Source organism: Mycobacterium bourgelatii, from assembly GCF_010723575.1.
Taxonomy (GTDB): Bacteria; Actinomycetota; Actinomycetes; order Mycobacteriales; family Mycobacteriaceae; genus Mycobacterium; species Mycobacterium bourgelatii.
The window spans coordinates 786,853-800,549 of record NZ_BLKZ01000002.1 but is presented as its reverse complement, the minus strand read 5'-3'; the positions used below and the strand labels follow the sequence as shown (position 1 = coordinate 800,549).

Annotated in this window: 11 protein-coding genes and 1 pseudogene; 8 read left to right on the top strand and 4 right to left on the bottom strand. The window is 64.9% G+C overall.

Annotation, left to right across the window (positions count from 1 at the left end):
- Positions 1-219 precede the first annotated feature (219 nt).
- From gcvT to G6N68_RS28640, 3 genes are read left to right on the top strand one after another with little or no spacing between them, the layout of a single operon-like run.
- Entirely contained in the window at positions 220-1,329 is a 1,110-nt protein-coding gene (gcvT, locus tag G6N68_RS28650) for a glycine cleavage system aminomethyltransferase GcvT (RefSeq protein WP_240355968.1), read from the top strand.
- Positions 1,329-2,606 carry a serine hydroxymethyltransferase gene (gene glyA / locus G6N68_RS28645; RefSeq protein WP_163719508.1) on the top strand — a complete coding sequence of 426 codons (1,278 nt, stop codon included), beginning with the start codon at positions 1,329-1,331 and terminating at the stop codon, positions 2,604-2,606. Before gcvT ends, glyA begins: the two co-directional genes overlap by 1 nt.
- Complete coding sequence (locus G6N68_RS28640; RefSeq protein WP_163719507.1) at positions 2,603-3,985, top strand: L-serine ammonia-lyase; 1,383 nt, start codon at positions 2,603-2,605, stop codon at positions 3,983-3,985. The genes glyA and G6N68_RS28640 overlap by 4 nt, the downstream gene beginning before the upstream one ends.
- Before the next feature lie 25 nt (positions 3,986-4,010).
- On the opposite strand, the pseudogene G6N68_RS28635 reads toward G6N68_RS28640, so the two are convergent.
- A pseudogene (locus tag G6N68_RS28635) lies at positions 4,011-4,507 on the bottom strand (SDR family NAD(P)-dependent oxidoreductase).
- A gap of 110 nt (positions 4,508-4,617) precedes the next feature.
- On the opposite strand from G6N68_RS28635, the gene G6N68_RS28630 reads away from it, so the two are divergent.
- From G6N68_RS28630 to G6N68_RS28620, 3 genes are all read left to right on the top strand, one after another.
- A complete protein-coding gene (locus G6N68_RS28630; RefSeq protein WP_240355967.1) occupies positions 4,618-5,175 on the top strand; it encodes a TetR/AcrR family transcriptional regulator in 558 nt (185 codons plus the stop codon).
- Positions 5,176-5,288: 113 nt separating this feature from the next.
- A complete protein-coding gene (locus tag G6N68_RS28625; protein ID WP_163719506.1) occupies positions 5,289-7,526 on the top strand; it encodes an NADP-dependent isocitrate dehydrogenase in 2,238 nt (745 codons plus the stop codon).
- 32 nt (positions 7,527-7,558) lie between these two features.
- The gene (locus tag G6N68_RS28620) at positions 7,559-8,698 is read left to right on the top strand and encodes an adenylate/guanylate cyclase domain-containing protein (RefSeq protein WP_163719505.1); all 1,140 of its coding nucleotides are present in this window, start codon (positions 7,559-7,561) and stop codon (positions 8,696-8,698) included.
- Here G6N68_RS28620 and G6N68_RS28615 read toward each other — a convergent pair.
- On the bottom strand, positions 8,685-9,791 hold the full coding sequence (locus G6N68_RS28615; RefSeq protein ID WP_163719504.1) for an NDMA-dependent alcohol dehydrogenase: 1,107 nt from the start codon (positions 9,789-9,791) through the stop codon (positions 8,685-8,687). The two genes, G6N68_RS28620 and G6N68_RS28615, sit on opposite strands and share 14 nt — an antisense overlap.
- Positions 9,792-9,906: 115 nt before the next feature.
- Here G6N68_RS28615 and G6N68_RS28610 point away from each other — a divergent pair, with 115 nt between their 5' ends.
- On the top strand, positions 9,907-11,139 hold the full coding sequence (locus tag G6N68_RS28610) for an acyl-CoA dehydrogenase family protein (protein ID WP_163719503.1): 1,233 nt from the start codon (positions 9,907-9,909) through the stop codon (positions 11,137-11,139).
- Complete coding sequence (locus G6N68_RS28605; protein ID WP_163719502.1) at positions 11,132-12,169, top strand: phosphotransferase family protein; 1,038 nt, start codon at positions 11,132-11,134, stop codon at positions 12,167-12,169. The genes G6N68_RS28610 and G6N68_RS28605 overlap by 8 nt, the downstream gene beginning before the upstream one ends.
- Positions 12,170-12,175: 6 nt before the next feature.
- Here G6N68_RS28605 and G6N68_RS28600 read toward each other — a convergent pair whose 3' ends face one another.
- Together G6N68_RS28600 and G6N68_RS28595 are read right to left on the bottom strand one after the other, a co-directional pair.
- The gene (locus tag G6N68_RS28600) at positions 12,176-13,216 is read right to left on the bottom strand and encodes an LLM class F420-dependent oxidoreductase (protein ID WP_163719501.1); all 1,041 of its coding nucleotides are present in this window, start codon (positions 13,214-13,216) and stop codon (positions 12,176-12,178) included.
- A 2-nt stretch (positions 13,217-13,218) separates the two neighbouring features.
- Positions 13,219-13,659 (bottom strand): nuclear transport factor 2 family protein, encoded by a 441-nt coding sequence (locus tag G6N68_RS28595; protein WP_163719500.1) that lies wholly within the window; start codon positions 13,657-13,659, stop codon positions 13,219-13,221.
- Positions 13,660-13,697: the final 38 nt, after the last annotated feature.

Genomic DNA, 13,697 nt, shown 5'->3' with positions numbered 1-13,697 from the left:
CTCTCAGGTTTCAGGACAGAGCGGGGAGGGCGCACCCAGCCCGGTCATCGGGCCCACTGAAACCGGAGTTGCCCCCGTGTCCGACATGCATGCCCACGTTCCCAACGGCCTTGCCGGGACCGCCGAACTGACCTGCAAAGCAAGTTCCACCCAAACCTATTTCACCGCAAACGTTTCCAGAGACAAGGCGCTGACATGACCGTGACAATGAGTCCATGTATGGGGGCATCATCGCCCCTCCTCGACGTGCACCGCGTACTCGGGGCCCGCTTCACCGACTTCGCCGGTTGGCAGATGCCGGTGCGGTACGGCAGCGAGCTCACCGAGCATCACGCCGTCCGCTCGGCCGCCGGGTTGTTCGACCTGTCCCACATGGGCGAGATCGAGATCGTCGGACCCGACGCGGCGGCCGTGCTCGACTACGCGCTCGTCGGCGCGTTCGGACCCGTCAAGGTCGGCAAAGCCAAGTACTCGCTGCTGTGCGCTGAGAACGGCGGCGTGCTCGACGATCTGGTGGCCTACCGACTCGCCGCAGACCGCTTCCTGGTGGTCGCCAACGCGGCCAACACGGCGGTCGTGCACGCCGCACTCACCCGGCGAGCGGCCGGGTTCGACGCCACGATCACCGACCGCTCCGCGGAGATGGCGCTCATCGCGCTGCAAGGACCCGTCGCGGAGCGGGTGCTCTGCAAGACCGTCGACCCGACTGACGTGGGGACGGTGACCGGACTCAAGTACTACGCGGCAACCGAGTTGCGCATCGGCACCATGCCGATCCTGTTGGCCCGCACCGGATACACCGGAGAAGACGGCTTCGAGCTGTACGTTGCCAACGACCGCGCCATCGATCTGTGGTGGCTGCTGCTGGACGCCGGTGCTGACCATGGGGTGGCCCCGGCGGGCCTGGCTTGCCGCGACACTTTGCGGCTGGAGGCGGGCATGCCGCTCTACGGTAACGAATTGTCCCCGGAGACAACCCCTTACGACGCCGGCCTGGGCAAGGCCGTGCGACTCGACAAAGACTTCGTGGGTCGGGACGCGCTCGCGCAGTATGCCAAATGGGGACCGCTGCGCAATCTCGTCGGGTTGCAGGGCATCGGGCGGCGGGCCGCGCGCCAGGGATACGGCGTGTACACGAAGGACGGTGCGCACCGAATCGGAACTGTCACCTCTGGCGCGCTGTCGCCCACGCTGGGCCACCCGGTCGCGCTGTGTTACGTCGCCACCGGCTCGGTTGGACTCGGTTCCGTTGTCTCCGTGGATATTCGGGGCGGCGACGAGCGCTTTCGTGTCGTCGAGACCCCCTTCTACTCACGGAGCCGATCCTGATGAACACGCTGAATCAACCGCTCGCCACGTTCGACCCCGACATCGCCGCCCTGATCGACAGCGAGCTCGGCCGTCAGGAAGACGGTCTCGAGATGATCGCTTCGGAGAACTACGCTCCGCTGGCGGTGCTGCAGGCCCAGGGGTCGGTGCTGACCAACAAGTACGCCGAAGGCTACCCCGGCCGCCGCTATTACGGCGGCTGCCAGTTCATCGACGGCATCGAGCAGCTGGCCATCGACCGCGTCAAGGACCTCTTCGGCGCCGAATACGCCAATGTGCAACCACATTCGGGTGCCACCGCCAATGCCGCCACCATGCACGCGCTGCTCAGCCCTGGCGACACCATCCTCGGATTGTCACTGGCGCACGGCGGCCATCTCACCCACGGGATGCGCATCAACTTCTCCGGCAAGTTGTACAACGTCGCCGCTTACGAAGTGTCCGAAGAGGACTACCTCATCGACATGGATGCGGTCGCGGAGGCCGCCCGTACGCAACGGCCCAAGCTGATCATCGCGGGCTGGTCGGCCTACCCCCGCCGGCTGGACTTTGCCCGGTTCCGCGCAATCGCCGACGAGGTTGATGCGCTGTTGATGGTCGATATGGCGCACTTCGCCGGTCTGGTGGCAGCCGGACTGCATCCCAGCCCAGTACCGCACGCCCACGTCGTCACCTCGACCACCCACAAAACGCTGGGCGGGCCTCGCGGCGGCATCATCTTGTCCAACGACCCCGCCATCGCCAAGAAAATCAATTCCGCGGTGTTCCCCGGACAGCAGGGTGGACCACTCGAGCACGTCATCGCCGCCAAGGCCACCGCATTCAAGATGGCAGCACAACCCGAATTCGTTGAACGCCAACGACGTTGCTTGGAAGGTGCGCGCATCCTCGCGGACCGACTGACCCAGCCCGATGTGGCCGAGCAGGGCATCACCGTGTTGACCGGCGGAACCGACGTACACCTGGTTCTGGTCGACCTCCGGCACGCCCAACTTGACGGGCAGCAAGCCGAGGACCGGCTGGCCGCGGTCGACATCACGGTCAACCGCAATGCCGTGCCATTCGACCCCCGGCCGCCGATGGTGACCTCGGGGTTGCGAATCGGCACCCCGGCGTTGGCCGCACGAGGCTTCTCGGCCGACGACTTCCGCGCCGTGGCTGATGTCATCGCTTCGGCACTGACAGCCACCAGTGACGACGAATTGGGTCCGCTCCGCACCCGAGTCCAAGAGTTGGCCGCGCGCCACCCGCTCTACCCTGCCCTGAAACAGCCGTGACAATCAGCGTTTTCGATCTATTCACCGTAGGCATCGGACCGTCCAGTTCCCACACGGTCGGTCCGATGCGCGCTGCGAACGAGTTCGTCACCACCCTGCGCAACCTCGGGCTGGTTCATTCCGTCACCACGCTACGGGTGGATCTGTTCGGATCACTGGCGGCCACCGGCGCGGGCCACGGCACCATGCCGGCCATCCTGCTCGGCTTGGAAGGCGCTCGGCCAGAAACGATTACCACCGAGGAAAAGGAACGCCGACTTGCCGAGATCGCCGCTTCCGGAAAGACATGGATTTACGGGGTCATGCCGATTCCGTTGACCGAGCAGGATATCGGCCGTCATCCCGATGTGGTGTTGCCCACCCACCCCAACGGTATGACGTTCACCGCCAGCGATTCTCACGGCGGCGTCCTGCACACCGAGACGTACTACTCGGTCGGCGGCGGCTTCATCGTCACCGGCGAGGCCGGCTATTGCGGGGACGAATCGTCGCCCTTCGTGTTGCCCTATTCGTCCGGCAAGGAGCTGCTCGACATCTGCGAGCGGCTCGACATGTCGATCAGCGAGGTCGCTCTCCGCAATGAATCATGTTGCCGGACCGAGGAAGATGTCCGCCGCGGCCTCCTTCACCTGCGTGACGTCATGGTCGAGTGCGAACGCCAAAGCATCTCGCGCGACGGTCTGCTTCCCGGCCGCCTGCAGGTACGCCGTCGGGCCAAGAGTTGGTACGAGCGCCTGAGTGCCGAAGACCCCGATCGTAAGCCCGAATTCGCCCTCGACTGGGTCAATTTGGTGGCGCTGGCGGTCAACGAGGAGAACGCCTCGGGCGGGCGCATCGTCACGGCCCCGACCAACGGTGCCGCCGGAATCATTCCGGCCGTGCTGCGTTACGCCACGCACTACACACCCGCCGGAGCCGCGGACCCCGACGACGTGGCGGCACGATTCCTGCTCACCGCCGGTGCCATCGGATCCCTGTTCAAGGAGAGGGCCTCGATTTCGGGAGCCGAGGTCGGCTGCCAAGGCGAGGTTGGTTCCGCCGCGGCCATGGCAGCGGCCGGATTGGCGGAGATCCTTGGCGGTACACCGCGGCAGGTGGAGAACGCCGCCGAGATCGCCATGGAACACAGCCTGGGGCTTACGTGTGACCCCATCGCCGGCTTGGTGCAGATCCCCTGCATCGAGCGCAATGCGATCTCGGCCGGCAAGGCCATCAATGCCGCCCGAATGGCATTGCGTGGGGACGGATTTCATCGCGTCACCCTAGACGAGGTCATCGACACGATGCGCGCCACCGGTGCGGACATGCACACCAAGTACAAGGAAACATCTGCCGGCGGGCTGGCGATCAACGTGGCGGTCAACATCGTCGAGTGTTGACCTCGGTCAGGCTCGACCTCGCCGCTTATGCCGGTGTCAGCTGCGGGTACACCACCCCGGTCAGTTCTTCGGACACCGCCCACAGGCGCCGCTGCAGAGCGACGTCGTGCGATTGCGCACTCGACGCCACGAGCGTCGGGTAGCCGCGCATCTCGGCAAACCCGTCCGGCCCGTAGTACTGACCGCCTAAGACGCCCGGGTCGGTCGCGGCGCGCAACACCGGCAGCGCGCCCATGTCGGCATCCTGGAACAACGGCGCGAACAGTGCGGTGGCTGCGGCCATCGGTCGCGGCATGTTCCGAGGTCGAGTTGCTGCAGTTCCACCTCGGCGCCCGGGGTGGCCGCGATGATGCGGGACTGCGCTTCCTTCCCTTTCTCGAGATTGCGCACCGCCAGCACCACCCGCGCGCCGTGGGCAGCCAGCGCGGCGGCGGTCTCAAAGCCCAGGCCGGTGTTCGCGCCCGTGATGACGGCGGTGCGCCCGGTCTGGGCGGGAATGTCGGTGGTGGTCCACTTGGTCATTGGGATTTCCTCGCTATGATCGCCAAAACGGGGCGAGCGCTCCGCTTGGTTGGAACTATACGGAACGCACGCCCCGTTTTGTCAATGCTCGATTTGCGTGGAGGTGTGACTTGGCTCAGCGGCCAGTGCGCGCTGACGCGGCCCGCAACCGCGCCCGCGTCCTGGAGGTTGCCTACGAGACCTTCGCCTCTGACGGGTTGTCGGTGCCGATCGATGAAATCGCCAAACGGGCCGGAGTCGGCGCGGGCACGGTGTACCGGCACTTCCCGACCAAAGAGGCCCTGTTCCAGGCGGTGATCGCGGACCGGATGCGGCACATCATCGATGACGGGTACGCCTTGGCGCAGGCCGAGCAGCCCGGTGAGGCGCTCTTCGCGTTCATCCGGTCGATGGTGTTGCAGTGGGGCGCTGCCGACCGTGGCTTGGTGGAGGCGCTGGCCGGCGTTGGGATCGACGTCAACAGCGCCGTCCCCGGGGTCGAGGAGGAGTTCCTGGGTTTGCTCGGGGACCTGTTGACGGCGGCTCAGCGGAGCGGCACCGCGCGCCAGGACATCACCGTTCCCGAGGTCAAGACCCTGTTGGTCGGTTGCCAGGCCATGCAGGGTTACAACGCCGAGTTGGCTGAGCGCGTCACCGAGGTGGCACTCGACGGGCTGCGAACCAGGTGAACACCACACCCCGACCATCACCTGCGGTTGTCCAGCCGCGATACTGGTAGCCGCGGTTACCACGCAGGGCCCTTCAAGAAATCTGACCGACAATGCCGCCGGGAGAAAATCACATGAGCGCCGAGCAGCCGACCATCATCTACACGCTGACCGACGAGGCGCCAATGCTGGCGACCTACGCCTTCTTGCCAGTGGTGCGCGCCTTTGCCGAACCTGCAGGGATCAAGATCAAGCCGAGTGACATCTCGCTGGCGGCCCGCATTCTCGCCGAGTTTCCGGACGAACTGACCGAAGAGCAGCGCGTGCCGGACAACCTTGCCGAACTTGGCAAGCTCACGCAGGAGCCGGACACCAACATCATCAAGCTGCCCAACATCAGCGCCTCGGTGCCGCAGTTGGTGTCCGCCATCAAGGAGCTGCAGAAAAAGGGCTACAAGATCCCGGACTTCCCGGAGGACCCGAAGTCCGACAAGGAGCGGGAACTCCGCAAGCGTTACGCCAATTGCTTGGGTAGCGCGGTCAATCCCGTGCTGCGCCAGGGCAATTCGGATCGTCGGGCGCCCAAGGCGGTCAAGGAGTATGCGCGCAAGCACCCGCACAGCATGGGCAAGTGGTCGATGGCATCGCGGACACACGTCGCGACGATGAAGCACGGCGACTTCTATCACGGCGAGAAGTCGATGACCCTGGACCAGGCACGCAACGTGAAGATGGTGTTGAAGACCAAGAGCGGCGAGGAGCTGGTGCTCAAGCCGAAGGTGGAGCTCCTGGAGGGCGACATCATCGACAGCATGTTCATGAGCAAGAAGGCCCTGATCGACTTCTACGAAGAGCAGATGCAGGACGCCTACGAGACCGGCGTGATGTTCTCGCTGCACGTCAAGGCGACGATGATGAAGGTTTCGCACCCCATCGTCTTCGGTCACGCGGTACGCACCTTCTACAAGGACGCGTTCGCAAAGCACCAGAAGCTGTTCGACGAACTGGGCGTCAACGTCAACAACGGCTTGGTCGATCTCTACAACAAGATCGAGTCGCTGCCCGCGTCGCTACACGACGAGATCATCCGCGACCTGCACGCCTGCCATGAGCACCGCCCCGAGTTGGCGATGGTCGACTCGGCCAAGGGCATCTCCAACTTCCACTCACCCAGTGACGTGATCGTGGACGCTTCGATGCCGGCGATGATCCGGGCGGGCGGCAAGATGTACGGCGCCGACGGGCGGCAGAAGGACACCAAGGCCGTCAACCCCGAATCCACGTTCTCCCGCATCTACCAGGAGATCATCAACTTCTGTAAGACCAACGGGCAGTTCGACCCGACGACGATGGGCACCGTCCCCAACGTGGGCCTCATGGCGCAGCAGGCCGAGGAGTACGGCTCGCACGACAAGACCTTCGAGATCCCCGAGGACGGCGTCGCCGACATCGTCGACATCGACACCGGTGAAGTGCTGCTCACCCAGAACGTCGAAGAGGGCGACATCTGGCGCATGCCCATCGTCAGGGACGAACCCATCCGCGACTGGGTGAAACTGGCCGTCACGCGGGCCCGCGCCTCCGGAATGCCGGTGCTGTTCTGGCTGGACCCCTACCGTCCGCACGAGAACGAGCTCATCAAGAAGGTTCAGACTTACCTGCAGGACCACGACACCGAGGGTCTGGACATTCAGATCATGTCGCAGGTGCGTTCCATGCGGTACACCCTGGAACGCCTGGTCCGCGGGCTCGACACCATCGCCGCCACGGGAAACATCCTGCGCGACTACCTCACCGACCTCTTCCCGATCTTGGAACTGGGCACCAGCGCCAAGATGCTGTCCATCGTGCCGTTGATGGCCGGCGGCGGCATGTACGAGACCGGGGCCGGCGGTTCGGCGCCCAAGCATGTGCACCAGCTGTTGGAGGAGAACCACCTGCGCTGGGATTCGCTCGGCGAATATTTGGCCCTGGGCGCCTGTTTCGAGGACATCGGCATGAAGACCGGCAACAAGAAGGCCGAGATCCTCGGCAAGACACTGGATTCCGCGATCGGCAAGTTGCTGGACAACGACAAGAGCCCGTCTCGCAAGACCGGCGAGCTGGACAACCGCGGCAGCCAGTTCTACCTCGCCATGTATTGGGCGCAGGAGCTGGCAGCGCAGACCGACGACAAGGAACTGAGCGAACACTTCGCCAAGCTCGCCGACACGTTGGCCAAGAACGAAGAGAAGATCGTCGCCGAGCTCAACGAGGTCCAAGGCAAAGAGGTCAACATCGGCGGCTACTACTACCCGGACGAGGACAAGGCCGCGGCGGTGATGCGCCCGAGCGAGACTTTCAACGAGGCCCTGGCGAAGTCGCGTGAATGAGCCCGTACCGTCGGCGGGGTTGATGGGGTGATATGGCGGCTGACGTCGACATCGAGGCGTCGGGCCTGCTTGACGGCCTCGAGGGCGACGCACGCCGCGACCGGGCTGAACTGATCGCCTGGTTGCTGGACCGGGGGTTCAGCCTCGAGCACATCCGCTCGTCGACCGCACCGGTGATGCTGCCCGCCTATCGGGTTCTTGGGGATGACGGGACCCTCGTCTCGGCGCGGGAGATCTGCGCGTCCACCGGGATCGACCTGGCCTTGCTGCAGCGCATGCATCGTGCGATCGGCCTGCCCAGGACCGACGATCCGGACGCGGCCGTGTTGCCGCGCGCCGACGCCGAGGCGGTCAAACACGCGAAAGCCATTCTCGACCTTGGCTACGACCCCGAAGATGCGGTGGCCGTCATGCGGGTGCTGGTGCAGAGCCTCGGTCAGGCCGCAGCGATGATGCGCGAGGCGGCGCTCAAAAACCTGCTGCGGCCGGGATATTCGGAGATCGACCTGGCCAGAGCGTCCGAGCAACTCGCCGAAGTGGCGGCGCCGCTGCTGGCGCCGATGATGGACGACCTGGTGCGAATGGAGCTGCGGCGCACCGTCGAGCTGGAGGCCGTCAATGCGGCCGAACGGGCGGCCGGAATCTTGCCGGGAGCGCGGCCGGTCAGCGTGGCGTTCGCCGATATGGCCGGATTCACCGGGCTGGGCGAGGCGCTCCCGGCGGAAGATCTCGAACGCGTGGCCAGCCGGCTCGCTGAGTTGGCCCACGACGCGGCAGCCCCACCGGTGAAGTTCGTGAAGTCGATTGGCGACGCGGTGATGTTCGTGTCTTCGGACGCCACGCCGCTGGTGCAAACCGTCCTGGACTTGGCGGATGCGGCGGCAGACGACCTGCCGGCCTTGCGGATTGGCGTCGCATCGGGTTTGGCCGTGACGCGCGCGGGCGACTGGTACGGCAGCGCGGTCAACCTGGCCAGTCGGGTCACCGCGAGCGCCCGTCCGGGAACGGTACTGCTCACCGCGACCACACGCGAGGAGGTGGGCAGCGCCGGGGACTTCGAATGGTTCCCCATGGGAGCACGTCGGCTCAGGGGGATGAGCACCGAGGTCAAACTCTATCGGGTCGAACGGGCGACTCGGAAAGACAGCCAGGCCAATATCAATGAACGATGACGCCTCGAATGATCTTGCCGTCCCGCAGATCCTGGTAGCCCTGGTTGATGTCTTCGAGGCGGTACCTCGTCGTGACGAGTTCGTCGAGCTTTAACTGTCCCGAGTCGTAGAGCCGCAACAGTCTCACGATGTCGTATTGCGGGTTGGCGGAGCCGAATAGCGAACCCCGAATTGTCTTTTCGGTGAGGGCCAGCATGGCACCGGAAATGTGGACCGTCGCCTTCTCCGGATTGGCGAGACCGACGACCACAACCGAACCGCCCTTTCCGACGATGTCGAACGCCGCCGAGATCACCTCTTCGGTGACGGTGCCGACGGTGACGATGGCCTGATCCGCCATCTGGCCCCAGGACAGTTCGACCACCTTCTCCGCAGCCGCGGCTGCGTCCGCAAAGGCATGTGTGGCACCGAATTTGAGCGCGGCGTCACGCTTGAATGCGACGGGGTCTACCACGATGACGTACTTGGCGCCCGCATGTACCGCGCCTTGCACGGCATTGATCCCGACGCCGCCGATGCCATAGATGACGGTGATGTCCCCGGCGCGGACGTTCCCGGCATAGATCGCACTGCCCCACCCGGTCGGCACTCCACAACCGACCAGGACCGCGGTGTCCAACGGCAGCCACTCGTCGACTTTGACTACCGAGTGCTGAGAGATCGTCGCCTTCTGGGCGAACGTGCCGAGCATGCACATGGCGCCGTAATCGATTCCGTCGCGGTGGAACTTGAACGAGCCGTCCGGCATGCAGCCCTCCAGGATCGTCGCGCCCATGTCGCAAAGGCTCTGCCTGCCGGTCGAGCAGTAGCGACAATGTCCACAGCTGGGAATGAAGGCGCAAACGACGTGGTCTCCCGGCTTCACCTTCGTCACCCCGGGGCCCACGTCCTCGATGACGCCGGCACCCTCGTGGCCGCCGACGATCGGAAACCGGCAGGGCAGATCGCCGTCGGTGAGATGCAGGTCCGAGTGGCACAGTCCAGCCGCCGTGTAGTTGATCAGGACTTCCCCCGGGCCGGGCCCCTCGAGCTCGAGTTCGGTGATCTCGAATGGTTGGCCGACCTCGAACAGGACCGCGGCTGTCGTCTTCATGCTTCTTTTCTTACGCCGACTGGATGTGGTTCGGAAGCCGCAAACGGGTCGGTGTAGGAAAGGAGCTAGGCCGACTCAACGTCGTCGGCCGTCCTCACGAGATTCAGAGGTTCTGATGTCCTTGTTCGATGTGTCCGAGCGCGCCGCGCAATACCAGTCAGATCTCCTGGCGTTCATGGATTCGCACGTCTACCCGGCCGAGACCGTCTACGACGAGCAGATGCGGGCGGCCGGTGACCCGCACTTCCATCCGCCGATCTTGGAGGAGCTCAAGGCGGAAGCGCGAAAGCGGGGGCTGTGGAACCTCTTTCACCCGCATCCCGAATGGGGCCCGGGACTGACGAACCTCGAATATGCGCCATTGGCCGAGATCATGGGTCGCAGCCATCTGGCGTCCGAAGCGTGCAATTGCAGCGCCCCGGATACCGGGAACATGGAGGTGCTCACCCTCTTCGGTACCGACGAGCACAAAGAGAAATACCTCAAGCCGTTGCTCAACGGCGAGATCAGGTCGGCGTTCGCGATGACCGAACCCCGAGTGGCCAGCTCCGACGCGACCAACGTCGAGATGTCGATGGTCCGGGACGGTGACGACTACATTCTGAACGGCCGAAAGTGGTTCGCCTCCAACGCAATGCACCGCAACTGCAAGGTGTTGATCGTGATGGGCAAGACGGATCCGACGGCCGCCCCGCATCGCCAGCAATCGATGATGGTGGTGCCCATCGACGCACCCGGCATCACCGTCATGCGCAACTTGTCGGTCTTCGGCTATCAGGACCGCGAAGGCCATGCCGAAATCGACTTCCACGATGTGCGGGTGCCGGCCAAGGATGTGCTCAAGGGCGAGGGCGAGGGATTCGCGATAAGCCAGGCCCGACTGGGGCCCGGCCGCATCCATCACTGCATGCGCGCTATCGGCATGGCCGAGCGGGCCCTGGAACTCATGTGCAGACGGGCCCAGTCGCGGGTCACCTTCGGCAAGCCGATCAGCGAAAACGCCAACGTGCGGGACTGGATCGCCGAAGCCCGCATCGAAATCGAGATGATCCGACTGCTGACCCTCAAGACCGCCCATCTGATGGACACGGTCGGCAACAAGGAAGCCCGAACGGAGATCGCGGCGATCAAGGTCGCGGCCCCCAACATCGCCCTCAAGATCGTCGACCGGGCCATCCAGGTGCACGGCGGCGGCGGGGTGACCGATGACTTCCCCCTGGCGACGGCGTGGGCCCACCTGCGCACGTTACGACTGGCCGACGGGCCCGACGAAGTACACAAACGAACGATTGCCAGCCAAGAGCTACGCAAGTACCGGGACGGCGCGGCCCATGGCTCCCATGCCTGACGCGAAGCACATCCCGGGCGTTGACGTCGATGCGGTCTCGCGCTGGCTGGCCGCGCTGGAAATCGACGTCACGCCACCGCTGCAGTTCCTGCGTGTGGGGCTCGGCCAGTCCAACCTGACCTATCGTGTGAGCGACACCGCCGGGCGCGCTTGGGTGCTGCGGCGACCACCGTTGGGTCACCTGCTGGCGTCGGCCCATGACGTGGTGCGTGAAGCGAGGATCATCGCCGCCTTGGCCGACACCGACGTGCCGGTCCCGCAAATCCTCGGTGTCACAACGGATCCAGAGTTCTCCGAGGTTCCCATGGTGCTGATGGAGTTCGTCGATGGCCTGGTGATCGACACCATGGAGGTCGCCGAATCGTTGACCCCGGAACGGCGTCGCCAGACCGCTGTGTCAATGCCGCACACCCTGGCCAAAATTCACGCCGTCGACCTCGCGGAGGTCGGCCTGCAAGATCTGTCCAGCCACAAGCCCTACGTGCAGCGCCAGCTCAAACGTTGGGCGGGCCAGTGGGAGCTGTCCAAGACGCGCGAGCTGCCGGAACTTGACGACCTGACGCGTCGGCTCGTCGCCGCCGCTCCCGAGCAACGCGAACTCGCCTTGGTGCATGGGGATTTTCATCTCCGCAACCTGATCACCTCACGGGAGAACGGTGAAATTGTCGCGACCTTGGACTGGGAGTTGTCCACCCTCGGCGATCCACTGGCGGATATGGGCACCCTGCTCACCTTCTGGGTGGAACCGGGTGAGACGACCGGCGGTGACTTTGCGCCGTCGACGTTGGAGGGCTTTCCGAATCGCGCCGAGATGACGCGGCTCTACTTGGAGGAGACCGGCCGAGATCCGGCCGCCCTGCAGTACTACCACGTGCTCGGGCTATGGCGGCTGGCGATCATCGCCGAGGGCGTCATGCGCCGCGCGATGGACGAGCCGCTCAACAAGGCGGCGTCCGGAACGCCCACCACCGAACGGATCGATGCCCTCGTCCACAAGGGCATCGAAATAGCCGACGCCGCAGGGATTTAGCGATAGCTAGTCGATCAGCCCGCGGAGTTCCTCGATCAGCTTCACCCGTTCGGCCGTCGTGCCCGCGATGGGTGCGACGGTCAACGTGGTGACCCCGGCCTCGCGGAACGCCGCCACCCGTTCCTTGACGAATCCGGGCGAGCCGATCAAGTTGACGTCGCGCACGAGTTCGTCGGGCACCACCTTCGCGGCACCTTCCTTGTCTCCCGAGAGGTACAGCTCCTGGATCCGGTCGGCCTGCGGTCCGTATCCGTACTTGGTGGCCAAGGCGTGGTAGAAGTTCTTGCCTTTGGCGCCCATGCCGCCGATGTACAGCGCCAGGTGTGGTTTGACGAATTCGCGTAGCGGCTCGACGTTTTCACCGATGGCCAGTACCGGCCCGGCATACACTTCGAGGTCGCCGAGCGCGGGGTCGCGCTTGGCCCGCCCGGCCGCCAGCGCCTCACCCCACACGTCCCCGGCCTTCTCCGGCAGGTAGAAGATCGGCTGCCAGCCCTCGGCGATCTCGGCGGCCAACTCCACATTTTTCGGCCCGAGCGCCGCGATCAGCACCGGAATCCGTTCCCGCACCGGCTTGTTGATGAGCTTCAGCGGCTTGCCCAAGCCGGTTCCCTGCTCGGGCGGCAGCGGGACGGTGTAGTACTTGCCCTGGTACTGCACCCGCTCCCGGCGCCACACCTGACGGCAGATTTCGATGGCCTCGCGGGTGCGGCCGATCGGCGCGTCGTAGGGCACCCCGTGGAAGCCCTCGATGACCTGCGGACCCGAAGCGCCCAGGCCCAGGATGAACCGGCCGTCGGAGACGTAGTCCAGACCGGCCGCCGTCATCGCGGTCAGCGTCGGCGTCCGCGTGTACAGCTGCAGGATGCCCGACGCCAGTTCGACGCGTTCGGTGCTTGCCGCCAGGTAGCCGAGCGCGCTCACCGCGTCGAACGAATACGCCTCCGGGACGAACACCACATCCAGGCCGGCGCGCTCCAGGTCGGCCACTTCGGCGGCGACGTCCTTGAAGCCCCCGGCGTAGTTGATGGCAAGGCCGATTCGCATGGTCAGGCCCCCTGCGCGCTGGCGAACTCGACAGCCTCCTGCTGGATCCGGTCGAACTGCGCGCCCATCAATTCGGCCAGCGCCTTCGCGCCGGACAGCGGGCGCACCATGACCATGAACTGGTCGATCAAGCCGTCATCATTGAAGTGCAGGAAGTCGCAGCCGGTGATCTTCATTCCCGGCACGCCCGCGAGTCCGGTCTCGAACACCAGCGCGTGGTCGCGGCCCTTGTCGTCGCCAATTTCCCGGATGTAGCGGAAGTCCTCGAAGATTCGCAGCACGCCGCGCAGAATCGCGGCGGTGATCGGCTTGCCGACGTAGGGCTTGAACGCAACCGGGCTGGTGAACACCACGTCGTCGGCCAGCAGAGCAAGCATGGCGGACTCGTCGCGCTCCTCGACCGCCTTACGGAACGGATTTTGAGAGCTCACGAAACCTCGCATAGTCAACTTGTTGAGTAGGTCTGCTTGACGTTAGAGCC

Bases quoted from the DNA above. Each gene is read 5' to 3' on its own strand.
- gcvT (WP_240355968.1), top strand. From the start codon at position 220: ATGGGGGCATCATCGCCCCTCCTCGACGTGCACCGCGTACTCGGGGCC.
- glyA (WP_163719508.1), top strand. From the start codon at position 1,329: ATGAACACGCTGAATCAACCGCTCGCCACGTTCGACCCCGACATCGCC.
- G6N68_RS28625 (WP_163719506.1), top strand. From the start codon at position 5,289: ATGAGCGCCGAGCAGCCGACCATCATCTACACGCTGACCGACGAGGCG.
- G6N68_RS28620 (WP_163719505.1), top strand. From the start codon at position 7,559: ATGGCGGCTGACGTCGACATCGAGGCGTCGGGCCTGCTTGACGGCCTC.
- G6N68_RS28615 (WP_163719504.1), bottom strand. From the start codon at position 9,791: ATGAAGACGACAGCCGCGGTCCTGTTCGAGGTCGGCCAACCATTCGAG.
- G6N68_RS28610 (WP_163719503.1), top strand. From the start codon at position 9,907: ATGTCCTTGTTCGATGTGTCCGAGCGCGCCGCGCAATACCAGTCAGAT.
- G6N68_RS28605 (WP_163719502.1), top strand. From the start codon at position 11,132: ATGCCTGACGCGAAGCACATCCCGGGCGTTGACGTCGATGCGGTCTCG.
- G6N68_RS28600 (WP_163719501.1), bottom strand. From the start codon at position 13,216: ATGCGAATCGGCCTTGCCATCAACTACGCCGGGGGCTTCAAGGACGTC.
- G6N68_RS28595 (WP_163719500.1), bottom strand. From the start codon at position 13,659: ATGCGAGGTTTCGTGAGCTCTCAAAATCCGTTCCGTAAGGCGGTCGAG.